The 21,510-nt window shown below is 72.8% G+C and carries 23 protein-coding genes and 1 tRNA gene; 13 read left to right on the top strand and 11 right to left on the bottom strand.

Annotation, left to right across the window (positions count from 1 at the left end; translation table 11 throughout):
* Positions 1-188 precede the first annotated feature (188 nt).
* Positions 189-1,244 carry an LLM class F420-dependent oxidoreductase gene (locus tag ABZ386_RS21785; RefSeq protein WP_351342760.1) on the bottom strand — a complete coding sequence of 352 codons (1,056 nt, stop codon included), beginning with the start codon at positions 1,242-1,244 and terminating at the stop codon, positions 189-191.
* A gap of 135 nt (positions 1,245-1,379) precedes the next feature.
* On the opposite strand from ABZ386_RS21785, the gene ABZ386_RS21780 reads away from it, so the two are divergent.
* A complete protein-coding gene (locus ABZ386_RS21780; protein ID WP_358965597.1) occupies positions 1,380-2,366 on the top strand; it encodes an aldo/keto reductase in 987 nt (328 codons plus the stop codon).
* Positions 2,363-4,573 carry a helix-hairpin-helix domain-containing protein gene (locus tag ABZ386_RS21775; protein ID WP_358965596.1) on the top strand — a complete coding sequence of 737 codons (2,211 nt, stop codon included), beginning with the start codon at positions 2,363-2,365 and terminating at the stop codon, positions 4,571-4,573. The genes ABZ386_RS21780 and ABZ386_RS21775 overlap by 4 nt, the downstream gene beginning before the upstream one ends.
* 59 nt (positions 4,574-4,632) lie before the next feature.
* On the opposite strand, the gene ABZ386_RS21770 is transcribed toward ABZ386_RS21775, so the two are convergent.
* Positions 4,633-5,358, bottom strand: a complete 726-nt coding sequence (locus ABZ386_RS21770; protein ID WP_358965594.1) for a hypothetical protein — start codon at positions 5,356-5,358, stop codon at positions 4,633-4,635.
* Positions 5,359-5,405: 47 nt separating this feature from the next.
* On the opposite strand from ABZ386_RS21770, the gene ABZ386_RS21765 reads away from it, so the two are divergent.
* Positions 5,406-5,594, top strand: coding sequence for a DUF5703 family protein (locus ABZ386_RS21765; protein WP_358965592.1), 189 nt, complete (start codon positions 5,406-5,408; stop codon positions 5,592-5,594).
* A gap of 92 nt (positions 5,595-5,686) precedes the next feature.
* On the opposite strand, the gene ABZ386_RS21760 is transcribed toward ABZ386_RS21765, so the two are convergent.
* From ABZ386_RS21760 to ABZ386_RS21750, 3 genes are all read right to left on the bottom strand, one after another.
* The gene (locus ABZ386_RS21760; protein WP_358965590.1) at positions 5,687-6,577 is read right to left on the bottom strand and encodes a chaplin; all 891 of its coding nucleotides are present in this window, start codon (positions 6,575-6,577) and stop codon (positions 5,687-5,689) included.
* A 132-nt stretch (positions 6,578-6,709) separates the two neighbouring features.
* On the bottom strand, positions 6,710-6,943 hold the full coding sequence (chpH, locus tag ABZ386_RS21755; RefSeq protein ID WP_351342771.1) for a chaplin ChpH: 234 nt from the start codon (positions 6,941-6,943) through the stop codon (positions 6,710-6,712).
* 151 nt (positions 6,944-7,094) lie between these two features.
* A complete protein-coding gene (locus ABZ386_RS21750; RefSeq protein ID WP_351342773.1) occupies positions 7,095-8,420 on the bottom strand; it encodes a M20/M25/M40 family metallo-hydrolase in 1,326 nt (441 codons plus the stop codon).
* 196 nt (positions 8,421-8,616) lie between these two features.
* On the opposite strand from ABZ386_RS21750, the gene ABZ386_RS21745 reads away from it, so the two are divergent.
* Both ABZ386_RS21745 and ABZ386_RS21740 read left to right on the top strand, forming a co-directional pair.
* A tRNA-Leu gene (locus tag ABZ386_RS21745) sits at positions 8,617-8,701 on the top strand.
* A 63-nt stretch (positions 8,702-8,764) separates the two neighbouring features.
* Positions 8,765-9,139 carry a YchJ family metal-binding protein gene (locus ABZ386_RS21740; protein WP_355713619.1) on the top strand — a complete coding sequence of 125 codons (375 nt, stop codon included), beginning with the start codon at positions 8,765-8,767 and terminating at the stop codon, positions 9,137-9,139.
* A 10-nt stretch (positions 9,140-9,149) separates the two neighbouring features.
* Here the strand turns inward: ABZ386_RS21740 and ABZ386_RS21735 are convergent, their stop codons facing one another.
* Positions 9,150-9,851: an FCD domain-containing protein gene (locus ABZ386_RS21735; protein WP_351342777.1), complete on the bottom strand. Its 702-nt coding sequence runs from the start codon at positions 9,849-9,851 to the stop codon at positions 9,150-9,152.
* A 137-nt stretch (positions 9,852-9,988) separates the two neighbouring features.
* Here ABZ386_RS21735 and ABZ386_RS21730 point away from each other — a divergent pair, with 137 nt between their 5' ends.
* The 4 genes from ABZ386_RS21730 to ABZ386_RS21715 all read left to right on the top strand — a co-directional run bounded on the left by ABZ386_RS21730 (position 9,989) and on the right by ABZ386_RS21715 (position 13,809).
* Positions 9,989-10,507, top strand: a complete 519-nt coding sequence (locus ABZ386_RS21730; RefSeq protein ID WP_356617480.1) for a gluconokinase — start codon at positions 9,989-9,991, stop codon at positions 10,505-10,507.
* A 74-nt stretch (positions 10,508-10,581) separates the two neighbouring features.
* Positions 10,582-11,979 (top strand): gluconate:H+ symporter, encoded by a 1,398-nt coding sequence (locus ABZ386_RS21725; RefSeq protein WP_358965587.1) that lies wholly within the window; start codon positions 10,582-10,584, stop codon positions 11,977-11,979.
* 13 nt (positions 11,980-11,992) lie between these two features.
* Positions 11,993-12,757: an SDR family oxidoreductase gene (locus ABZ386_RS21720; protein WP_351342783.1), complete on the top strand. Its 765-nt coding sequence runs from the start codon at positions 11,993-11,995 to the stop codon at positions 12,755-12,757.
* Positions 12,758-12,777: 20 nt separating this feature from the next.
* The gene (locus tag ABZ386_RS21715) at positions 12,778-13,809 is read left to right on the top strand and encodes an L-idonate 5-dehydrogenase (RefSeq protein WP_355713628.1); all 1,032 of its coding nucleotides are present in this window, start codon (positions 12,778-12,780) and stop codon (positions 13,807-13,809) included.
* Positions 13,810-13,882: 73 nt separating this feature from the next.
* On the opposite strand, the gene ABZ386_RS21710 is transcribed toward ABZ386_RS21715, so the two are convergent.
* From ABZ386_RS21710 to ABZ386_RS21695, 4 genes are all read right to left on the bottom strand, one after another.
* Positions 13,883-14,497, bottom strand: coding sequence for a cytochrome b/b6 domain-containing protein (locus tag ABZ386_RS21710; protein WP_356671452.1), 615 nt, complete (start codon positions 14,495-14,497; stop codon positions 13,883-13,885).
* A complete protein-coding gene (locus tag ABZ386_RS21705) occupies positions 14,481-15,206 on the bottom strand; it encodes a molybdopterin-dependent oxidoreductase (RefSeq protein ID WP_358965584.1) in 726 nt (241 codons plus the stop codon). The genes ABZ386_RS21710 and ABZ386_RS21705 overlap by 17 nt, the downstream gene beginning before the upstream one ends.
* 111 nt (positions 15,207-15,317) lie before the next feature.
* Positions 15,318-16,853, bottom strand: coding sequence for an APC family permease (locus ABZ386_RS21700; protein ID WP_356502281.1), 1,536 nt, complete (start codon positions 16,851-16,853; stop codon positions 15,318-15,320).
* Positions 16,854-16,888: 35 nt separating this feature from the next.
* Positions 16,889-17,839, bottom strand: a complete 951-nt coding sequence (locus tag ABZ386_RS21695; RefSeq protein WP_356502283.1) for a hypothetical protein — start codon at positions 17,837-17,839, stop codon at positions 16,889-16,891.
* Positions 17,840-18,203: 364 nt separating this feature from the next.
* Here ABZ386_RS21695 and ABZ386_RS21690 point away from each other — a divergent pair, with 364 nt between their 5' ends.
* The 4 genes from ABZ386_RS21690 to ABZ386_RS21675 all read left to right on the top strand — a co-directional run bounded on the left by ABZ386_RS21690 (position 18,204) and on the right by ABZ386_RS21675 (position 20,501).
* On the top strand, positions 18,204-19,115 hold the full coding sequence (locus tag ABZ386_RS21690; protein WP_356502285.1) for a DMT family transporter: 912 nt from the start codon (positions 18,204-18,206) through the stop codon (positions 19,113-19,115).
* Positions 19,116-19,223: 108 nt separating this feature from the next.
* Positions 19,224-19,739, top strand: a complete 516-nt coding sequence (locus ABZ386_RS21685; protein WP_351342797.1) for an NUDIX domain-containing protein — start codon at positions 19,224-19,226, stop codon at positions 19,737-19,739.
* A gap of 37 nt (positions 19,740-19,776) precedes the next feature.
* Entirely contained in the window at positions 19,777-20,169 is a 393-nt protein-coding gene (locus ABZ386_RS21680; protein ID WP_031114549.1) for a DUF202 domain-containing protein, read from the top strand.
* Positions 20,166-20,501 (top strand): DUF202 domain-containing protein, encoded by a 336-nt coding sequence (locus ABZ386_RS21675; RefSeq protein WP_358965583.1) that lies wholly within the window; start codon positions 20,166-20,168, stop codon positions 20,499-20,501. Before ABZ386_RS21680 ends, ABZ386_RS21675 begins: the two co-directional genes overlap by 4 nt.
* 37 nt (positions 20,502-20,538) lie before the next feature.
* On the opposite strand, the gene ABZ386_RS21670 is transcribed toward ABZ386_RS21675, so the two are convergent.
* Complete coding sequence (locus ABZ386_RS21670; RefSeq protein WP_356502287.1) at positions 20,539-21,483, bottom strand: NADP-dependent oxidoreductase; 945 nt, start codon at positions 21,481-21,483, stop codon at positions 20,539-20,541.
* Positions 21,484-21,510: the final 27 nt, after the last annotated feature.

The raw sequence follows: 21,510 nt of genomic DNA, 5'->3' as shown, positions 1-21,510 counted from the left end.
GAGTCAAGTGCGGGGCGGGGGGTGCTGCAACAGGTGTGCCGGACATCTCCGCCAAATGGAGGAGGCGTCGGGACCGGGCCGGGACTGTCCCGGGCGGTGCGGCGTAACCGGCCGGGGGCCCGGCGCGTTGTGCTGCGTGACGGCCGTGGCGGGGAAGACCCCCGAGCCCCCACCACGGCCGCTGAACCTCAGGCGAGCCCGGCGCGCTCCAGGGCCTGCGCACCCGCGCGGAGCGAGGCGAGCCGCTCGTCGAGCGTGAAGCCCGCGGGGGCGAGGCTGAGGGTGGTCACGCCGGCCGCGGCATAGGCCTTCATCCGGTCGGCGATGCGGTCCACGGAACCGAGCAGGGTGGTGCTGTCGATGAGGTCCTGCGGAACGGCGGCCGCGGCGCCCTGCTTGTCGCCGGAGAGGTACTTCTCCTGAATCTCGGCGGCCTCCCGCTCGTACCCCATGCGCTGGGCGAGCCTGTTGTAGAAGTTCTGCTTGCTGCTGCCCATGCCGCCGACATAGAGGGCGGTGTAGGGGCGGAAGGTGTCGGCGAGCGCGGCGATGTCCTTGTCGTCGCCCACGGCGAGCGGCAGGGTCGGGCAGACGTCGAACCCGTCGAGGGTCTTGCCGGCCTTCTCGCGCCCCGCACGCAGGTACTTGATCGTCGTGTCCTCGAGGTGCTCGGCGGACGGGAAGATCAGCAGGGCGCCTTCGGCGATCTCGCCGGTCTGCTCCAGGTTCTTCGGGCCGATCGCGGCGATGTACAGCGGGATGTGCTCACGCTGCGGGTGCACGGTCAGCTTGATGGGCTTGCCCGGGCCGCCGGGGAGCGGGAGCGTCCAGTGCTCGCCCTCGTACGACAGGCGCTCGCGGGTCATGGCCTTGCGGACGATCTCGACGTACTCGCGGGTGCGGGAGAGCGGCTTGTCGAACTTGACGCCGTACCAGCCCTCGGAGACCTGCGGGCCGGAGACGCCGAGGCCGAGGCGGAAGCGGCCGCCGGAGAGGGAGTCGAGGGTGGCGGCGGTCATGGCGGTCATCGCCGGCTGGCGGGCCGGGATCTGGAAGATGGCGGAGCCCACGTCGATGCGCTCGGTGTGGGCCGCGACCCAGGTGAGTACGGTCGCGGCGTCGGAGCCGTAGGCCTCGGCGGCCCAGCAGACGGCGTAGCCGAGCCGGTCGGCCTCCTGGGCGACGGCCAGATTGTCCGCGTCCATTCCGGCACCCCAGTAGCCGAGGTTGATACCGAGCTGCATGCCGCATCCCCTTACCGATCAGTAACTGCCTTGTCCGCAGACCATAGCGCGGGCGCTACGGGCACTGCATGCCCGGGGAAATCCGTCGTCCACAGCCACCCACACGGCAGGTTATGGCCAGTAATCTCGGCGTTCATGGAGCAGAGGCATCTCGGCCGCACCGGCCTGCGTGTGTCACGGATCGGGCTCGGCACCCTGACCTGGGGACGGGACACCGACGAGCACGACGCCGCGGACCTGATGAAGACGTTCTGGGAAGCGGGCGGGACCCTCGTCGACACCGCGGACGTGTACGGCGACGGGGAGGCCGAGTACCTCCTCGGCAGGCTGATGGACGGCCTCGTGCCCCGGCGGGATCTCGTCATCTCGACCAAGGCCGGCAGCGTGCCCGACCCCGACCGCCGCTTCGACGGCTCCCGCGGCCATCTGCTCACCGCGCTGGACGCCTCGCTCTCCCGGCTCGGCACCGACTACGTCGACCTGTGGCACGTGCACGCCTTCGACCCGGACACCCCGCTGGAGGAGACCCTCCAGGCCCTGGACACGGCGGTCGCCAGCGGGCGGGCCCGCTACGCCGCCGTCTCCAACTTCTGCGGCTGGCAGCTGGCCAAGGCCGCGACCTGGCAGCTGGCCGCCCCCGGCACCCGGACCCGGCTGGCCGGGACGCAGCTGGAGTACTCGCTGCTCCAGCGCGGCATAGAGCGCGAGGTCCTGCCGGCCGCGCTGGACCTCGGCATCGGGCTGCTGCCGTCCTCACCGCTCGGGCGGGGCGTGCTGACGGGCAAGTACCGGGGCGACACGCCCCCGCCGGACTCGCGCGGCGCCTCGGAGCACTTCGCGCCGTTCGTCGCGCCCTACCTCGACGACACGGCGAGCCGCATCGTGGACGCCGTGGCGACCGCGGCCGACGGGCTGGCGGTGACGCCGCTCCAGGTCGCCCTGGCGTGGGTCCGCGACCGGCCGGGCGTGGCCGCCCCCGTCGTCGGCGCGCGCAACGCGCAGCAGCTCACGGCGGCGTTGTCAGTGGAGACCCTTAGTCTTCCTGACGAGATCTGCCGGGCGCTCGACGATGTGTCGGCGCCCGTGCACCGCTATCCCGATCACGACTGGAGCACGCTGTGAGCACGGAGCCCGAGACCACGGAGGACGCCGAGCCGGGGACGCCGGGCGCCGAGAACCCTCCGGCCGGTGCTGCCGAGGGCGAGGGCGGTGAAGCCGGCGCCGAAGCCGGTGCCGGGCAGCTGTCCGAGGCCGAGGCCGAGCTGCGTGCCCAGCAGATCGAGCGGGAGCGCATCGCGCAGCGGAAGGCCGAGAAGAGGGCGCCGATCGAGGCCGGCGCCAAGCTGAGCGGCACGGCTGCCGATCTGCTCGCGGCCGTCCGGGCCGTGGAGAGCGGGGAGAAGCCCGCAGCCACGGTGTTCGCCGAGCCCGAGCCGGCCCCCCGGCGCTCCGCCCCGGAGCCGGTACGGCGGCCGCAGCCGGTGGCGGCCGAGACGGTCGCCGCGTCGGCCGCTCCCGCCCCCGAGGCGGTGCAGGCCGTGCGGCGGGTGCTCGCCGAGGGCGGCGCCCCAGAGGCGCTCGCACCGCAGGCGGCCGGGGCACTGGGCGAGGGCGCGGACGAGCTGCTGCGGGCGGATCCCTGGCAGTTGCTGCGGATCGCCGGCGTGCGGCCCGAGCAGGCCGACGGGTTCGCGCGGGCGCTGCTCGGCGCCGAGTGCGGCCCGGACGACGAGCGGCGGGGCCGGGCGGTCACCGTCTGGCTCCTGGAGCAGGCGGCGCTGGCCGGCCACACCGCCCTGGAACTGCCGGCGCTCCTCGCGGCCCTGGCCCAGCGGGGTGTGCCGGACCCCGACAGCGCCGTGCAGGACACGCTCGCGGAGGGCGAGGCGCTGGTCTTCCAGGACGCCCTGGAGGAGCCCGGCGCTCCGGCCCCGGTTCCGGCCCCGACGGAGGACGAAGACGCGGACGAGGAGCGCCCGGTCCGGGTCCTGGTCGGACTGGAGCGGTACGCGCTGGCGGAGGAGAGCCTGGCCGACGGTCTGGCCCGGCTGGTCAACTCGGTGCCCAAGCAGGACGGTCCGGCCGAGGAGTGGGAGCGGGCCGCCGCCGCGGCCCAGGGGTCGACGGCGGAGCTGATCCGCGCGGTCGCCGGCCACGGCCTGGTGCTGCACACCGGCGGGGAGGCGTCCCTGGCGGAGCCGGCGGCGCTGCTCACGACCGCGCGCTCCCTCGGCCTGCGCGCCTGGGCCGCCGCCCACAGCCCGATCGGCCGCACCCGCTTCGCCGCCCTGCTACGGCGGTCCGGCCTGGCGGCGGACGCCCCCGAGCGAGCCGGCGAGGCCGCCACCGCCGGCTCCCCCGTCGCCACCTCCGATTCCCCGGTCGCCACCGTCGCCGGGCTGCTGGCCGGTCTCGAAGGGCCGGGCCGGGACGCCGACGGGGCCCTGGACCTCGATCTGCTCGTCGTGCTCGACGCGCCGCAACTGGACGTCGAGACGGCGGCGCTGCTGACGGAGTCCCTGCCGGACGGGGCGCGGCTGCTGCTGTCCGGGGATCCGGCGGTGCTGTGGTCCGTGGGCCCGGGGCGGGTGTTCGCGGATCTGCTCGCGGCGCGGATCTGCCCGCAGGTCGCCTCACGGCTGCCGGATCCCGGGCCGCTGGGCGAGCTGGTCTCCGGTATCGGTGTCGGCGAGCTGAACCAGGTGGAGGCGCCCGGCAAGGAGGTCGTGATCGTGCCGGTGCGGGACGCGGGCGAGGCCGTGCACCGGACGGTGCAGCTCGTCGTGGACTCGGTGCCGCGGGCGATCGGCGTACCGGCCGAGGAGACGCAGGTGATCACGCCGGGGCACGGCGGTGCCGTCGGCACGCGCGCGCTCAACGCCGCGTTGAAGGAGCGGCTCAACCCGGGCCCGGGCCGCTTCGGCGGCTTCGACCCCGGTGACCGGATCGTCCACTCCCCCGTCCCGGGGCGGGCGCTGCCCGGCCGGGTGGTGAAGGCGGACGCCGAGGGGCTGCATCTGTCGTGCGCGGGCGAGACGGTCGTCGTCCCGAAGGAGCGGGTGGAGCAGTCCGTGCGGCACGGGTGGGCCATGACGGCGCACCAGGCGGTGGGCAGCCGGTGGCCCGCGGTGGTCGTGGTGCTGCCGGGAGACGCGGCGCAGGCCCTCAGCCGGCCGTGGGTGTACACGGCGTTCGGGCGGGCCGACCGCCATCTGTCCGTCGTGCACGGCGTGGAGCAGGCGCTGCCCAGGGCGGTGGCCGAGGTTCCGGCCAAGCCCCGGACGACCCGGCTTCCGGTGCTGCTCGCGCCGCAGGTCGCCGGAGAGTGACGACGGCGGTGGTCACGGGCCGGTCCCGTGACCACCGCCGTCGGGTGGCCGGCGCGCGCTCAGCGGCGGTCCGCGTCGAGCGGCTCCAGGTCCTCGTCCTCGTCGAGGTCGGTATCGAGGTCGGTGTCGAGGTCGTCCTCCTCCAGGCCCTCCCCGTCGTCGTCCTCGTCGTCCTCGTCGTCGATCTCGTCGTCGAAGACGGCGCTGACGTCGAAGCGGCAGACCACCTGCTGCGCGTCGACCTGCTCGAACGGCGCCTCCAGCCACTCGCCGGGCTCGGCCGGCTCGTCCGCCGCCGTCACCCAGAGCGTGGAGTCGCCCTCCTCAAGACCGAACTCCTTGTGCCGGGAGGCGATCTCGTCCGGCTCGAACTCGCCGAACAGCAGTCCCAGCGCCCCGTGGACGGTCCCGGAGGCCGGGGATCCGTCGTCGCCGTCCGCCGCCTCGATCCGCTGGGCGTGCGCCAGCAGCCGCTGTGGCTCGGCGACGGCGTAGTCGCGGCGGATCAGTACGCTCAGCGCGTTCGGTTCCTCGGGGCCCGTGTACGGGGGCAGCGCGTCCTCCGCACCGGGGATCTCGAAGGGGGTGACCTCGTCATAGCGGTCGTAGAGCAGTTCGTCGTACACCTCTGCGGCCGCGGCCAGCTGGTTGAACGCCTCGTAGACGGCCGGGTCGTCCTCTCCCGACCTGCGTTCGACCGCGGCCAGGTGGCGGTCGAGCGCGGTCTTGACCGCCTCGGCGGCGGCGCGTACCTCGGCAGCGGTGGGCTGCGCAGCATCAGACATAGTGCAGACGCTATCCGTACCGGGCCCCAGCCCGCACAATAGATGCGATGCCGGAATACGAATTTGTCGACGTGTACGTGCCTCGCGGGGTCTCCCCCAAGGAGACGGCACGTCTGCTGACCGACCACGCCGAGTACGGACACTGGGAGTTGTACCGTCTGAGCCTGCTGCGGGACGGCAGCCGCAAGGTGCGGTTGCGCCGGCGGATCATCCGCCAGGTACGGGCCACGTGGTGAGCTGAGTCGGTGCACTGGAAGAAGGCCGGGAGAAGGCATACACGGGAGCGGGCCCCGCGGTCGCGGGGCCCGCTCCGTGTGCGGGGGGTCTGTCAGGCCGAGGCGCGCGCCTTGCGGTAGAGGATCGCGCCCGCCAGCAGTGCGCCCGCGCCGGCCGGGAGGGCGAGGCCGAGCGGCAGGTCGCTGCCGGTGTCCGCGAGCTGGGAGTCGCCCTCGGGCAGGCTGACGGACTGGGCGCCCGGCTGGTTGCCGTGCGAGGAGCCGCCCGGCGTCTCGCCGCCGATGCCGGGCGGAGTGCCGGGGGTGCCGGGGTGACCGGGCCCGTCGGGGTTGCCGGGGTGACCCGGGGTGCCCGGGTCTCCAGGGTTGCCGGGACCGCCCGGATTGCCGGGACCGCCCGGGTTGCCGGGATCACCGGGGTTGCCGGGGTTACCGGGACCGCCCGGGTTTCCGGGGTGGCCCGGGTCGCCCGGCTGCCCGGGCGTCTCGTGGCCGCCGCCGGGCGGGGTGCCGTGGTGGCCGCCGTGGCCGCCGTTCGAGCAGTCGTTGCCCATGCTGGGGTTGCCGATGCCGATGATGTCGACGCTGTTGCCGCAGACGTTCACCGGCGCGTGGATCGGGGCCTGGACGTGGTTGCCCGAGCCGACGCCGGGCGAGTCGGTGGCGTGACCGCCCGCCTGCGAGCCGCCGTTACCGCCGTTGCCGCCGTGATCGCCGTATCCCCCCGACGACGATCCACCGCCCTGGTTGGCGCACGAGTTGCCGACCGACGGGTTGAGCACGCCGACGACGTTGACCGTGTTACCGCAGACGTTGACCGGCGCGTGCACCGGCGCCTGCACCGTGTTCCCGGACAGCACGCCGGGCGAGCCCGAACTGGAGCCCTGCGCGCCCGAGGCGGCGTGAGCGGAGCCGCCCGCGGCGGCGATCACGCCGGTCGCGGCCGCCACGGTCATCAGACCCTTGCGGGTGCCCTGTCGCATTGCTGAATACCTGCCTTCGACCCTGTCTCGAATTCTTCTCGAATTCCTAGAAAGAAGCGTTCGGTCCCGGAGCGCATGGCACGCGCTCCGGGACCGGTGGCTTTTGAACTCCCCTCTACCGAGGGGGAAGCATCACTTGTTGATGCAGGTGTTGCCGAAGGCGGGGTTCAGCACGCCGATCACGGAGACCGTGTTGCCGCAGACGTTCACCGGGACGTGAACGGGCACCTGGACAACGTTGCCGGACAGGACGCCCGGGGAGTGCACGGCGGCACCCTGGGCACCCGAGTCGGCGACGGCCAGGCCCGCGCCCGCGAGAACCAGCCCACCGGTGGCAGCCGCAGCAGCGACGACCTTCTTGATCATTATTCCTCCTAGTTGGCAAAGCGACCCATCTTGCGATCGCATTACCTGTAACGAGGAGGGAGTAATGAGGCTACGAGCTTATGGTCGCATTCACTCTTCCCAGTCGATTTCGTACACGCGACCGAATACTGACGTTTCGTTTGGGGCGGTTTCAGGACGCGTCGATGAACCGGTCGAGCACCCGCACGCCGAACTTCAGGCCCTCCACCGGCACGCGCTCGTCGACACCGTGGAACATGCCGGCGAAGTCCAGCTCCGGCGGCAGCTTCAGCGGCGCGAAGCCGAAGCCCCGGATGCCCAGGTCGTCGAAGGACTTCGCGTCCGTCCCGCCGGAGAGCATGTAGGGGATCGCCTTGGCGGTCGGGTCCTCGGCCAGCAGCGAGGACTGCATGGCCTGCACGAGCGCCCCGTCGAAGGTGGTCTCGACGGCCTTGTCGGCGTGGACGTCCTCGCGCCGCACCTTCGGGCCGAGGATGCGGTCGAGGTCGGCGAGGAACTCGTCCTCGTACCCGGGCAGGAACCGGCCGTCGACGTGGGCGGTCGCCTCGCCCGGGATCACGTTGACCTTGTAACCCGCGCCGAGCTGGGTGGGGTTGGCCGTGTTGCTCAGGGTCGCGCCGATGAGCTTGGCGATGCCGCCGAGCTTGGCGAGGGTCGACTCCATGTCCTCGGGGTCGAGCTCGGTGCCGAGCGCGTCGCCGAGTTCGTCGAGGAAGGCGCGGGTGGTCTTGGTCACGCGCACCGGGAACTTGTGCCGTCCGAGCCGGGCGACGGCCTCCGACAGCTCGGTGATCGCGTTGTCGCGGTGGATCATCGAGCCGTGGCCCGCCGTGCCGGCCACGGTGAGCTTCATCCAGTGCATGCCCTTCTCGGCCGTCTGGATCAGGTACAGCCGCCGCTCCTCGCTCACGGTGAAGGAGAAGCCGCCCACCTCGCTGATCGCCTCGGTGACGCCCTCGAAGAGGTCCGGGTGGTGGTCGACGAGGTGGCGCGCCCCGTAGGTGCCGCCGGCCTCCTCGTCCGCGAGGAACGCGAGGACGATGTCGCGCGGGGGCTTGCGGCCGCTGCGCAGCCGGTCGCGGACGACCGCGAGGGTCATCGCGTCCATGTCCTTCATGTCGACGGCACCTCGGCCCCAGACGCAGCCGTCGGCGACCTCGCCCGAGAAGGGGTGGTGGGTCCAGTCGTCCGCGTTGGCCGGCACGACGTCGGTGTGGCCGTGGATGAGGAGCGCGGGCCGGGAGGGGTCCTCGCCCTCGATGCGGGCCACCGTGGAGGCGCGGCCCGGGTGGGACTCGAAGATCTGGGGTTCGAGTCCGACCTCGGCGAGTTTCTCGGCGACGTACTCGGCCGCCTTGCGCTCACCCGGACCCGAGTGGTCGCCGTAGTTGCTGGTGTCGATCTGGATCAGCTCGCGGCAGAGGTCCACGACCTCGTCCTCGCCGGTGACGCTCCTGGCCGTGTCCGTCTCGCTCACGTGCTTCCTCCCGGTGTCACTGCTGGTGGGTCCCCCTCATCCTCCCTCCCCGCGGCGCGCTCCCCAAGGGCGCTCCCGGTCCGTCACACGCCGTTCACGCCCTGCCGGGGTGCGGACGGGGGGTGATCGGCCACCCTCGGAAGCCTGGTAATGTTTACGTCGTCGCCGCGGGGAGAACCCGCGCGACAGACACCTTGTCCGGGTGGCGGAATGGCAGACGCGCTAGCTTGAGGTGCTAGTGCCCTTTATCGGGCGTGGGGGTTCAAGTCCCCCCTCGGACACATGAGGCTGAGGGCCGTGACCGCGAGGTCGCGGCCCTCAGGCGTTTCCGTGGAGAGGTGACCATGACCAGGCGTTCCTGCCCGTGCGGGCTCCCCGAGGCCTACGAGGCGTGCTGCGGGCGCTTCCACTCCGGTTCCGCCGCCGCGTCCACCGCCGAGGCGCTGATGCGGTCGCGGTACTGCGCCTTCGTGCGGGGGGACGCCGGGTATCTGCTGCGGACGTGGCATCCGCGGACGCGGCCCGGGACGCTGGAGCTGGATCCGCGGATGCGGTGGACCGGGCTGGAGATCCTGGGCGCTCAGGACGGATCGGCGTTCCACTCCACCGGGACCGTGGAGTTCCGGGCGTCGTACCGGGGCGGTTCGCTGCACGAGCGGAGCCGGTTCGAGCGGGTCGACGGGGCGTGGGTGTACGTCGACGGGGAGTTCCTGCCGTAGCGGACGCCCCTTACGGCGCCAGGATGTCGAGTTCCTGGAGGGCGCCGACCGTGATCTCGCGGGTCAGTTCCTCGGCCCGGGCCGCGTCGCCCGCGCGGACGGCCTCGGCGACCTGGACGTGGAGCGTGACGGCGGCCGGGTCGGGGTCCTCGAACATCACGTCGTGCTGGGTGCGGCCCGTGAGGACCTCGGCGACGACGTCGCCCAGGCGGGCGAACATCTCATTACCCGAGGCCGTCAGGATGACGCGGTGGAAGGCGACGTCGTGGACGAGGTAGCCCTCCAGCTTGTGACCGCGTGAGTTCGCGACCATGCCGAGGGCGCACTCGGTGAGTTCGGCGCACTGCTCGGCCGTGGCGTGCCGGGCGGCGAGGCCGGCCGCGACCGGTTCGATCGCCGAGCGCAGCACCGTCAGGGAGCGCAGCTGCCGCGGGCGGTCGGCGCCGGCCAGCCGCCAGCGGATGACCTGCGGGTCGTAGACGTTCCACTCGGACTCGCGGCGGACCGTGACACCGACGCGGCGGCGGGACTCCACCAGGTGCATGGACTCCAGGACGCGGACGGCCTCGCGCATCACGGAGCGTGACACGTCGAAACGCTGGGCGAGTTCGTCCGTGCGCAGCACACTGCCCGGCGGGTACTCGCCGGCGGTGATCTCGGGGCCCAGGGTGTCGAGTACGCGGCCGTGCAGCCCCCGGCCCGGTGTGGTCATGCACTCAGCGTACGGGGTAGATCACGCAGACAAAAAGTCAGACTTATTCATCACGGCCTCTTGAATTCGTCGTACCTAATGGGTTTCAGTTGCGTCGACATCACGTGTCGACGAAGACAGCAGACAGTGAGGCAGCGATGAACACCCCCCACGTCGTCGTGGTCATGGGCGTCGCGGGCACCGGCAAGACCACCATCGGTCCCCTGCTCGCGGCCCGGCTCGGCGTTCCGTACGCCGAGGCCGACGACTTCCACCCGCCGGCCAACATCGCCAAGATGTCGGCCGGGACGCCGCTCACCGACGAGGACCGGTGGCCCTGGCTGGACGCCATCGGCGACTGGGCGCACGGGCGGGCCGGGCTCGGCGGGGTGGTCAGCTGCTCGGCGCTGAAGCGGTCGTACCGCGACCGGCTGCGGTCCGCCGCGCCCGGCGTGGTCTTCGTGCACCTCACGGGCGACCGCGCGCTGATCGAGGACCGGATGTCGCACCGGCAGGGGCACTTCTTCTCCGCGGCACTGCTCGACTCCCAGTTCGCCACGCTCCAGCCGCTCCAGGCGGACGAGGCGGGGGTCGCCGTGGACGTCTCGGGCAGCCCGGAGGAGATCACCGAGCGGGCGGTGCACGCCCTCAGCTCGCTCCCCGAGCCGATCCACTAGCTCCCCGAGCCGATCCGGTAGCCCTTTCCGGCCTCCCCCTCCCCCGACTCCCCCTCAACACAAGGGAACCAACCGTGACCAGACTCAGCGTCGAGATGCTGGCAGCGGACGCACCCGAGCCGATCACCTCGGCCGGCCACGCTCAGCTGGGCATCGCCGTCCTGGCGGGCATCGCCGTCATCGTCCTGCTCATCACCAAGTTCAAGCTGCACGCCTTCCTGGCGCTGACCATCGGGTCGCTGGCGCTCGGCGCGATCGCCGGGGCGCCGCTGGACAAGGTCCTCACCAGCTTCAGCACCGGCCTCGGCTCCACGGTCGCCGGCGTCGGTGTGCTGATCGCCCTCGGTGCGATCCTCGGCAAGATGCTCGCCGACTCCGGCGGCGCCGACCAGATCGTCGACACCATCCTCGCGAAGGCCGGCGGGCGGTCCATGCCGTGGGCGATGGTGCTCATCGCCTCCGTGATCGGGCTGCCGCTGTTCTTCGAGGTCGGCATCGTGCTGCTGATCCCGGTGGTGCTGATGGTCGCCAAGCGCGGCAACTACTCGCTGATGCGCATCGGCATCCCGGCGCTCGCGGGCCTGTCCGTGATGCACGGCCTGGTGCCGCCGCACCCCGGTCCGCTGGTCGCTATCGACGCGGTCAAGGCCGACCTGGGCGTGACGCTTGCGCTCGGCGTCCTCGTCGCCATACCCACCGTGATCATCGCCGGTCCGCTGTTCTCGAAGTACGCGGCCCGCTGGGTGGACGTCCCCGCCCCCGACAAGATGATCCCGCAGCGCGCCTCCGAGGAGCTGGACAAGCGCCCCGGCTTCGGCGCCACGCTGTTCACGGTCCTGCTGCCGGTGATCCTGATGCTGGCCAAGGCGCTCGTGGACATCGTCGTGGACGACCCGGAGAACCTGGTCCAGCGGGTCTTCGACGTCATCGGCGCCCCGATGATCGCGCTGCTCGCCTCGGTGCTGGTCGGCATCTTCACGCTGCTGCGGCCCGCCGGGTTCTCCAAGGAGCGGATCTCGCCGCTGGTCGAGAAGAGCCTCGGGCCGATCGCGGGCATCCTGCTGATCGTCGGCGCGGGCGGCGGCTTCAAGCAGACGCTGATCGACTCCGGCGTGGGGCAGATGGTCCTGGAGATCTCCGAGGACTGGTCGATCCCGGCGCTGCTGCTGGCCTGGCTGATCGCGGTGGCGATCCGGCTGGCGACCGGTTCGGCGACGGTGGCGACGGTCTCGGCCGCCGGTCTGGTCGCCCCGCTCGCGGCCGACATGTCGACCACGCACACCGCCCTGCTGGTCCTCGCCATCGGCGCCGGCTCGCTCTTCCTGAGCCATGTCAACGACGCCGGGTTCTGGCTGGTCAAGGAGTACTTCGGACTCAGCGTCGGCCAGAACCTGAAGACCTGGTCGGTCATGGAGTGCATCATCTCCGTGGTCGCGGGCGGCATCGTCCTTCTGTTGTCCCTCGTGATCTAGGAGCGCTGCGGCGATGACGGCTCACCCCCTCTTCGACATCAGCGGCCGGACGGCCCTGGTGACCGGCTCCAGCCGGGGCATCGGGCTGGCCCTGGCCCGGGGTCTGGCGGAGGCCGGCTGCACGGTCGTCCTCAACGGACGCGACCAGGACCGGCTGGCCGAGGCCGCCGCCGGGCTGCCCGGTGACCGGGTGCACACGGCCGCGTTCGACGTGACCGACGGATCCTCGGTGGCCTCGGGGGTCGCCGAGGTCGAGGAGCGGGTGGGCCCGCTCGACATCCTCGTCAACAACGCGGGCATGCAACTGCGCGCTCCCCTGCTGGAGTTCACCGACGCCGACTGGCACCGGATCCTGGACACCAATCTGACCAGCGCCTTCCTGGTCGGCCGGGAGGCCGCGCGCCGGATGACGGAACGCGGCCACGGCAAGATCATCAACATCTGCTCGCTGCAGAGCGAGGTGGTGCGGCCCGGGATCGCGCCGTACGCCGCCACCAAGGGCGCGCTGAAGATGCTCACCAAGGGTATGTGTGCCGACTGGGGGCCGTACGGGGTGCAGGTCAACGGGCTCGGCCCGGGCTACATCGAGACGGAGCTGACCCGGCCGCTGGTGGAGGACGAGGAGTTCAGCGCCTGGGTGCGGCGGCGCACGCCGGCCGGGCGCTGGGGGCGGACGCAGGACCTGGTGGGCGGGCTGCTGTTCCTGGCCTCGCCCGCCGCGGACTTCGTCGGCGGGCAGGTGCTGTACGTCGACGGCGGTATGACGAGCGTGCTGTGACCACCTGCCGGGAGGCTGTGATGCTGGGTTGTGTGATCCACGGTCAGGGCGACCTGCGGGTGGCGGAGTTGCCGGTGCCGGAGCCCGGGCCGGGGCAGGCGCTGGTCGCCGTCCGGTACGGCGGGGTGTGCGGGTCCGATCTGCACTACTGGCGGCACGGCGGGGTCGGTGACTTCCGGCTGCGCGAGCCGATGGTCCTCGGGCACGAGGTCGTGGGGACCATCCTGGAGTACGGGGCCGGCGCGTCGGGTCCGGCGCCGGGTACGGCCGTCGCCGTGCATCCGGCGACGCCGTGCGGGGTGTGCCCGGAGTGCGCGGACGGGCGGCGGAACGTCTGCCGGGACACGCGGTACCTGGGCAGTGCGGCGCGCTTCCCGCATGTGCAGGGCGGGTTCGCGGCGCGGGTGGTCGTGGACTGCGAGCAGCTGCGGGCCCTCCCCGAAGGGCTCGGGCTGCGGCGGGCCGCGCTGGCCGAGCCGCTGGCCGTCGCGCTGCACGCGGTGCGGCGGGCCGGGGACGTGGCCGGGCGGCAGGTGCTGGTGACCGGGGCCGGGCCCATCGGGTGCCTGGTGGTCGCGGCGGCGAGGGCGGCGGGGGCTTCGCGGGTGACCGTCACGGATCTGCTGCCCGAGGCGCTGGAGTACGGGCGGATCGCCGGGGCCGGGGCGCTCGTACGGGCCGATGATCCCGACGACCCCGGGTGGCCGGCCGAGGTGGATGTCGCGATCGAGGCGTCCGGGGTGGCCGCGGGGCTGGACGCGTGCCTGCGGCGGGTGCGGCGGGGCGGGGTCGTCGTGCAGCTGGGGATGTTGCCGGCGGGGCACAGTCCGTTCGCGGGGAACCTGCTGGTGAGCCGGGAGATCGAGCTGCGCGGGGCGTTTCGCTTCGACGGTGAGTTCGACGAGGCGTTGGGCCTGCTGGCGGCTGAGCCGGGGTTCGACGGGCTGATCAGTGCGGTGGTTCCCGTGGGGGAGGCCGAGGCCGCGTTTGTGCTGGCCGGTGATCGGAGTCGGGCCTGCAAGGTGCTGTTGGATTTCGCCTCGGCGCCGTGAGTCCTCCGTAGTCGTGCGTCCGCGGGTGCGTTGGGGTTGTTCGCGCAGTTCCCCGCGCCCCTGAGGCGAAGAACTACTCGCGCCACAAAGGGTGCTCCCGGTCCGCCCACTCTTTGCTCACGCAGCCCGTGCGCATGCCCCTTCTCGCCTCCGGGTCCGCCAGCGCCATGCCGATGTGGCCGGCCAGGACCATGCCGATCGTGAGGGCCAGCCAGTCGTGGACGAAGGTCGCGCTGGTGCGCCAGAGCAGGGGCGTGAGGTGGGTGAACCACATCATCAGGCCGGTGCCGAGCATGACGAGGGTGGCGCCGGCGATCCAGGCCGCGTAGATCTTCTGGCCCGCGTTGAACTTGCCGGCGGGGCGGGACGCCGGGCGTTCGTCGCGGTGCAGGGCGGCGCGCAGCCAGGTGCGGTCGTGCGGGCCGAAGCGGTTGAGGCGGCCGAGGTCGGCGCGGAAGGCGCGGGAGGCCAGGCCCGCCAGGACGGGGACGGGCAGGGCGAGTCCGGCCCAGGTGTGCAGCGTGACGACCAGGGCGCGGCGGCCGACGAGTTCGGCGAGCTGGGGGACGTAGAGGCAGGCCGCCGTGACGACGCAGACGCCCATCAGTGCGGCCGTGGTGCGGTGCACCCAGCGCTCGGTGCGGCTGAAGCGCCTGACGGCGACCGCGGTGTCAGCTCGTAGGCTCATCGTCGCGTCCGTTCGAGCGGCCCACCCAGGCGTCGACGTCGTAGCCGCGCTCCTCCCAGTAGCCCGGGCGGACCTCGTCGGTGAGGGTGATGCCGGAGAGCCACTTGGCGGACTTGTAGAAGTACATGGGCGCCACGTAGAGGCGGACCGGGCCGCCGTGGGAGTGGCCGAGGTCCTTGTCCTGCATGCGCAGGGCGACCAGGACGTCGGCGCGGCTGGCCTGGGCGAGGGTGAGGCTCTCGGTGTACGTGCCGTCGAAGCAGGTGAAGCGGATGGCCTTGGCCGTGGGGCGGACCCCGGCCGCGTCCAGGAGGCGGGACAGGCGTACGCCCTCGAAGGGGGTGTCGGGGACGCGCCAGCCGGTGACGCACTGGACGTCGCGGACCAGGCGGGTCTGCGGGAGGGCCTTGAGGTCGGCCAGGGTGTAGGTGGTGGGGTGGTCGACCAGGCCGTCGACCGTGAGGCGGTAGGTCTCGGCGTTCTTGCGCGGGACGGAGGAGGCGACCGAGTAGTAGCGGAAGCCGCCGCCGTTCGGGAGCAGGCCGGTCAGGCCGGTCGGGTCCTTGTCGGCGGCGCTGCCGAGGAAGCCCTCCAGGCCGCGTTGCAGCGGGGGTGCGGCGACCACGCCGAGGGCGCCCAGGGCGAGGGTGCCGAGGAAGACGCGGCGGCCGACCGGGGTGCCCCGTTCCGCGGGAGGTCCTGCTGTCACACCCTCATGTACGTCCTCGTTCACGGACTCATTCGAACACCCGCGGCCCCTTCACGACAGGGATCGCGGGTGCTCGTCAGACTTCCGTAACCACTTCTTACGCGGGCGGGGTCAGGACGACGCCGCCTTCTCCAGCTGGAACGCCTCGTTGCCGAGGCCGATGCGGGCGTGCTTCTCGGGGGCCCGGGCGCGCAGCACCAGGCCGAGGACCAGGCCGGCGACCAGGGCGAGGCCGATGGTGCCGGGCAGCACCCAGCTCAGCGAGGAGCCCGGGCCGGCGCCGACCAGCACCTCGAAGTCCTTCACCGTGTAGCCGGCGATGACGAGCAGGGCGATCCCGGCCAGCGCGGAGGTGACCAGCCGCCAGGCCTGGGCGCCGGCGGCGCCGCGGCGGACGAAGAAGACGACGACCGACAGTGAGGCGGCCGCCATCAGCACGATCACGCCGAGGGCGCCGATGTTGCCGAACCAGGTGAACAGGTGCAGGACCGGAGCGGTCGGGTCGCCGACCGGCTTGTCGTCGGCGACCGCGAAGGCGATCACGACCACCACGGCGACGACGGTCTGGAGCAGCGAGCCGGTGCCGGGGGCGCCGCTGGTGCCGCTGGTGCGGCCGAAGGCGGCGGGCAGCAGGCCCTCGCGGCCCATGGCGAAGGCGTACCGGGCGACGACGTTGTGGAAGCTGAGCAGGGCCGCGAACATGCCGGTGACGAACAGGACGTGCAGGACGTCCGTGAAGGTGCCGCCGAGGCGGGACTCGGTGAGGAAGAACAGCAGTCCGGCGCTCTGCTTCTGGGCCGTGCCGACGATGGCGGAGGGGCCGGTGGCGACGGTGAGGGCCCAGCTGCTCAGCGCGAAGAAGACGGCGACCCCGCCGACGGCGAAGAACATCACGCGCGGCACCAGGACGTGCGGGCGGCTGGTCTCCTCGGCGTACACGGGGGCCTGCTCGAAGCCGAGGAACGCGGCGATGCAGAAGCAGAGCGCGGTGCCGACGCCCGCGCCGGTGAGGGTGTCGGGGTTGAAGGCGTGCAGCGACAGGCCCTCCTTGCCGGGGTCGGCGAGGGCCGCGATGTCGAAGATGACCACGAGGAGCACCTCGATGACCAGCAGCACGCCGAGCACGCGGGCGTTGACGTCGATCTTGAGCCAGCCCAGCAGGCCGACGGCGAGCGCGGCCACGAGCGCCGGTATCCACCAGGCGATCTCCACGTCGGCGTAGGTGGCGAGGAGTCCGGAGACCTCGAAGCCGAAGATGCCGTAGATGCCGATCTGGAGCGCGTTGTAGGCGACGAGGGCGACCAGCGCGGCGCCCGCTCCGGCGGTGCCGCCGAGGCCGCGGGAGATGTAGGCGTAGAAGGCGCCCGCGTTGTGGACGTGGCGGCTCATCTCGGCGTAGCCGACGCTGAACAGGACCAGGACGACGCCGAGGACGACGAAGAGCAGCGGCTGGCCGACGATGCCCATCACCGCGAATGTGGTGGGCATGACACCCGCGACCACCATGAGCGGGGCGGTCGCGGCGAGGACGGAGAGCAGCAGCCCGCCGGTGCCGAGCCGGTCGGCGCGCAGGGCGCGCTCCTGCCCCTTGAAGGTGCTGATGCCGCCGGCGGCGGCTGTGCTCGGGCTCGAACTGTCCGTGGTCATCGGGAGAGCGTCCTCACTGGTGGGATTCCGGGGTGTCAGGCCGTGCCGAGCGCGCCGGCGCGGGCGGCGGCGAAGGCGGTGTGCGGGTCGCGGTCCGGGTACGACCAGGGCGCCGGGGTGGCGTACCGGCCGATCCGGTGGAAGAGGGCGGCGGCCTCCGCGCCCCGCCCCTCGCAGAACTTGGCGTGGGCGAGGAAGTTCAGGTCGATCAGCCGGCGCGGGTGGCCCTCCAGCTCCCACTCCAGCCACCAGTCGAAGGCCGCCTTCATGACCTGCCGGGCGCGGCGGCCGGTCCAGTGGCCCGAGACCGCCGGGTCGGCGGGTTCGTGGCCGGTGGCCGCCAGCACGCGGTAGCGCTCGGCGTGGGCGATGACCGGCAGGATCGCGAGCGGGGAGTCGGCGGGCGCCTGTTCGGCGGCCCAGTTGGCGAAGTCGTAGACCTCGTGCAGCGGGTCCGGGCCGGCCTCGGTGCGGCGGCCGGCGAGCCGGGCGACCATCAGGTGGTGGGCGTGGTGGTGGTCGGGGTGCCGGGCGCGGACCTGCTCGAAGGCCCGGACCACGTCCTGGTCGGTGCCGTCGGCGCACTCCAGCATCAGCAGGCCGAGCCAGGGAGTGGGGTCGGCCGGGGCGCGTTCGGCGGCCTGCCGGCAGGCCTCACGGGCGGGCGCCGGCTTGCCCTTGCCGTGCAGGGCGCGCCGGACCTGGGCGAGGGCGAGCAGCACGGCGGCATCGGCCGCCTCGGGTTCGGCGAGCAGCCACTCGCGGGCCCAGGCGGCGCTGTAGGCCTCCCGCGCGAGGACCGTGACGCGGTGGCCGCGGCGGTCCCAGTCGTCCCCGGTGCGCACCAGCAGGGACCGGGCGTTCTGCCAGCGGCCCTGCGCCAGCGCGGCGCGGGCGGTCACGAGGTCGGCGTCGTCGAGGGCCTCGTCCAAGGCCTGCGCCGCACGTCTGCGGCCACGGCCGAGGGGAGGCGGGGGTGGGGACACCGCGGGACTTCCTCACGCGCTCTTCTGGTGTTTCGGCTCACGGCGGTCGAGGGCGCGGGTGTGCGCATTGCCATGAACTGATCACGCACAGCCAACCCCCAGCCAATGGTTGCCGTCAAGGGCCGTCAGCGCGTTACACGCGTCAACTGCCGTTACTTGTGAGGGATTTGTGATCAACGGGGCCACTGAGGGCCATGCGACCTGCATCCGATTTATCCGTTTCGCCCTTTTGTGACGTGCGTCATAGCGTGGGCGAGCACCGCCCCTGACGATGGAAAGACGTACGGGCGCGCCGGGCGAAGCCGGCCGGTACAGTCGGCCCCTACGCCATCGTGAACCCGACCTGACGATCGAGGTACACCGCGTGTCGGTTCTGGTCCTGGTGCTCGCCCTGAGCGCCGCCTGCTGTCTGGGCTTCGGATTCGTCCTGCAGCAGAGCGCGGCCCAGCGGGCCCCGCTGAGCGACTTCCTCTCCTTCCGCCTGCTGATCGACCTGGTGAAGGTGCCGCGCTGGCTCGGCGGTATCGCGCTGATGGTCGTCGGCATGGCCCTGGGCGCGGCCGCGCTGGGACAGGGCGAGCTGTCGCTGGTGGAGCCGCTGCTGGCGACGAACCTGCTCTTCGCGCTCGCCCTGTCCCGCAAGCAGTCCCGGCAGCCACTGGGCCGTCAGGGCTGGGCCGGCCTGCTGCTCCTGGCAGGCGGGGTGACGGCGTTCATCGTGGCCGGTCAGCCGCAGGGTGGCACCGCGACGGCCGATCCGGTGCGGCAGTGGCTGATCATCGGGGTCATGATCGGGCTGGCGCTGCTGCTCACGGCACGCGGCAAGCGGTCCCGGCTGAGCTCCGGCCCGGTGCTGCTGGCACTGGCCGCCGGGCTGCTGTACGGCGTGCAGGACGCGCTGACCCGGGTGAGCGGGCAGACGTTCACCGAGGGCGGCATCGCCGGGCTGCTGACCGGCTGGCAGCCGTACGCCGTGCTCGCGCTCGGCGTCACCGGGCTGGTCCTCGTGCAGAGCGCCTTCGAGACGGCGTCCCTGCGCAAGTCGCTGCCCGCCCTGACCGCGGCGCAGCCGCTCGCCGGGATCATCTGCGGCGTCGGTTTCCTGGGCGACCGGCTGCGGACCGACGCGGTGGCGCTGACCTGGGAGGCCGGTGGGCTCCTGGCCGTGGTGGCCGGGATCGTGCTGCTGGGGCTGCATCCGGCGATGCCGACGGGGACGGCGCCGGAGCGGACGCGCGTGCCTTCTTCCGTGGCCGCGAGCCCGGCGTCACCCTGACGCACCCGGCCCCGGCCTCCGCCTCGCCTGACGCACCCGGCCCCGGCCTCCGCCTCACTCGACGGCCCCTGCCCCGCCCCGGCCTCCACCCCCTGCTTGGATGAGGCCATGAGCGCTGCTGACGAGATCCTCGACATCGTCGACGAGAACGACCAGGTCATCGGGCAGTCCCCGCGGGGCGAGGCCTACGCCCGGGGCCTGCGGCACCGCTGTGTGTTCATCCAGGCCCGGGACGCCGAGGGCCGGATCTTCGTGCACCGGCGGACGCCGACCAAGCTGGTCTTCCCCTCCCTGTACGACATGTTCGTCGGCGGAGTCGTCGGCGCGGGCGAGGCCTACGACACGGCGGCCCTGCGCGAGGCCGAGGAGGAACTGGGCGTGACCGGCCTGCCGGACCCGCGGTATCTCTTCAAATTCCTCTACGACGACGGCACCGGCCGGACCTGGTGGTCGGCGGTGTACGAGGTGCGCTGCGAGCTGCCCGTCCAGCCGCAGGCCGAGGAGGTGGCCTGGCACGACTTCCTGCCCGAGGACGAGGTGGAGCGGCGCCTGGGCGACTGGGAGTGGGTGCCCGACGGGCTGGCGGCGTACGAGCGGCTCAGGGCGTTCCGCTCGACGGGCTGACGCGGTGGGCGATCTCGCCCCGGGTAGGGTCGCGCATGTGATCGAGTTCGTGCGGAACGTCCGGTTGTGGTTCGTGCCCGCGGAGGTCCGGCGGGACGGCGAGACGCCCGACTACCGGTTCTCGCTGGCGAACGAACGCACCTTCCTGGCCTGGCTGCGCACCGCGCTGGCGCTGATCGGCGGTGGCTTCGCCGTCGACCAGTTCCTGCCCGACCTGCGCTGGGGCTGGCGGGTCGGGCTGGCGCTCGCGCTGCTCGCCGCGGGCGTGCTGTGTTCGCTGCGGGCGGTCAACCACTGGGTGCGCTGCGAGCGGGCCATGCGCCGGGGCGAGGACCTGCCGGTGTCCCGGTTCCCGGCGCTGCTGAGCCTGGTCGTCGCGGTCGTCGCCGTCGCCATGGTCGTCGTGGTGCTCGTGGGGTGGGAAGGGTGAGCGCGCCGGCGGCCCGGCAGCGGGACCCCGACCGCAACCCCGGGCTGCAACCCGAGCGGACCCGGCTGGCGTGGCGGCGTACGACGCTGTCGGGCACGGTCTCCGCCGTCCTCGCCGTGAAGACCGCGCTGCACGGCGGGGCGTCGACGCCCGGGATCCTCGCGTGCGCGCTGGTCTGCGCCCTGTGGCTGGGTTTCCTCGGCGCCGCCCACCGCCGCATCCGCACGCTGGCGGCCACCGCCGCCCCCGCCGCGTTCGCACCCCGGCACGCCGCGGCGGCGGCGCTGTGCACGGTGGCGATGGCGGTGTGCGGGGCGGCACTCGTCCTCTAGAGCACTCTCCTCGGACGCTCCGGGGAGCACCGGCTGATCAGCCGCCCTCGCTCTCCCACTCCACCGTCACGACGATCTTGCCGCGCGTGCGGCCCTCCTCGTTCAGCCGGTGCGCGTCCGCCGCCCGCTCCAGCGGGAACGTCTCGTCGACGTGCACGGCCACCACGCCCTGCTCCGCCAGCTCGGACAGCCGGCCGAGGTCCTCGGCATCGGGCCGGACGAAGTAGTAGCGGCCGCCGTAGGTCACGACGTCGTCGTCGGCGACGGAGACCAGCCTGCCCTCGGGTGCCAGCAGGTTCGCCGACACCTTCAGCGCGTCCCCGCCGACCGTGTCGAACACCGCGTCCACGCCCTCGGGCGCCAGCCCCCGCACCCGCTCCCCCAGGCCCTCCCCGTACGTCACCGGCTCCCCGCCCAGGCCCCGCACGAAGTCGTGGTTCGGCTCGCTCGCCGTACCGATGACCCGGGCGCCGAGATGGGCGGCGAGCTGCACGGCGACGGAGCCGACGCCGCCGGCCGCCGCGTGCACCAGGACGGTCTCGCCCCGCTTCACCTGGAGCACCTTGACCAGCACCTGGTAGGCGGTGAGCCCGACCAGGGGCAGTCCGGCCGCCTCCTCCCAGGTGAGGTTGCGCGGCTTGCGCGCGAGGGTGCGCAGGGGCGCGGCCACGTACTCGGCGAAGGTGCCGCGGGAGAGGAAGTCCTCCCGGACGTACCCGATGACCTCGTCCCCGACGTCGAACTCCGAGACGGCCATGCCGGGCCGCACGACGACGCCCGAGACGTCCCAGCCGGGCACCACCGGGAAGACGGGCGCGAGGATGCCGTCGAGGTAGCCCTCGCGGGCCTTCCAGTCGACGGGGTTCACGGCCGCCGCCCGCACCTTCACCAGCACCGCGTCCGGGCCGACCACGGGGTCGCGCACCTCCCCGAACGCCAGCACCTCGGGTCCGCCGTACCGGGAGTAGCTGATCGCCTTCATGCGTCCGACCCTCACGGCTCGGCGGGC

Origin of the sequence: Streptomyces sp. NPDC006140 (assembly GCF_040628815.1) — a bacterium.
In the GTDB taxonomy this organism is placed as follows: Bacteria; Actinomycetota; Actinomycetes; order Streptomycetales; family Streptomycetaceae; genus Streptomyces.
The sequence above is the reverse complement of the archived record's forward strand: the minus strand, read 5'-3'. Positions and strand labels throughout refer to the sequence as shown.

What these genes read in the sequence shown, in the direction of transcription:
- ABZ386_RS21735 (WP_351342777.1), bottom strand. Translation starts at nt 9,851, where the DNA reads ATGACCACACCGGGCCGGGGGCTGCACGGCCGCGTACTCGACACCCTG.
- ABZ386_RS21710 (WP_356671452.1), bottom strand. Translation starts at nt 14,497, where the DNA reads ATGAGCCTACGAGCTGACACCGCGGTCGCCGTCAGGCGCTTCAGCCGC.
- ABZ386_RS21785 (WP_351342760.1), bottom strand. Translation starts at nt 1,244, where the DNA reads ATGCAGCTCGGTATCAACCTCGGCTACTGGGGTGCCGGAATGGACGCG.
- chpH (WP_351342771.1), bottom strand. Translation starts at nt 6,943, where the DNA reads ATGATCAAGAAGGTCGTCGCTGCTGCGGCTGCCACCGGTGGGCTGGTT.
- ABZ386_RS21715 (WP_355713628.1), top strand. Translation starts at nt 12,778, where the DNA reads ATGCTGGGTTGTGTGATCCACGGTCAGGGCGACCTGCGGGTGGCGGAG.
- ABZ386_RS21730 (WP_356617480.1), top strand. Translation starts at nt 9,989, where the DNA reads ATGAACACCCCCCACGTCGTCGTGGTCATGGGCGTCGCGGGCACCGGC.
- ABZ386_RS21765 (WP_358965592.1), top strand. Translation starts at nt 5,406, where the DNA reads ATGCCGGAATACGAATTTGTCGACGTGTACGTGCCTCGCGGGGTCTCC.
- ABZ386_RS21780 (WP_358965597.1), top strand. Translation starts at nt 1,380, where the DNA reads ATGGAGCAGAGGCATCTCGGCCGCACCGGCCTGCGTGTGTCACGGATC.
- ABZ386_RS21720 (WP_351342783.1), top strand. Translation starts at nt 11,993, where the DNA reads ATGACGGCTCACCCCCTCTTCGACATCAGCGGCCGGACGGCCCTGGTG.
- ABZ386_RS21770 (WP_358965594.1), bottom strand. Translation starts at nt 5,358, where the DNA reads ATGTCTGATGCTGCGCAGCCCACCGCTGCCGAGGTACGCGCCGCCGCC.
- ABZ386_RS21700 (WP_356502281.1), bottom strand. Translation starts at nt 16,853, where the DNA reads ATGACCACGGACAGTTCGAGCCCGAGCACAGCCGCCGCCGGCGGCATC.
- ABZ386_RS21685 (WP_351342797.1), top strand. Translation starts at nt 19,224, where the DNA reads ATGAGCGCTGCTGACGAGATCCTCGACATCGTCGACGAGAACGACCAG.
- ABZ386_RS21670 (WP_356502287.1), bottom strand. Translation starts at nt 21,483, where the DNA reads ATGAAGGCGATCAGCTACTCCCGGTACGGCGGACCCGAGGTGCTGGCG.
- ABZ386_RS21740 (WP_355713619.1), top strand. Translation starts at nt 8,765, where the DNA reads ATGACCAGGCGTTCCTGCCCGTGCGGGCTCCCCGAGGCCTACGAGGCG.
- ABZ386_RS21760 (WP_358965590.1), bottom strand. Translation starts at nt 6,577, where the DNA reads ATGCGACAGGGCACCCGCAAGGGTCTGATGACCGTGGCGGCCGCGACC.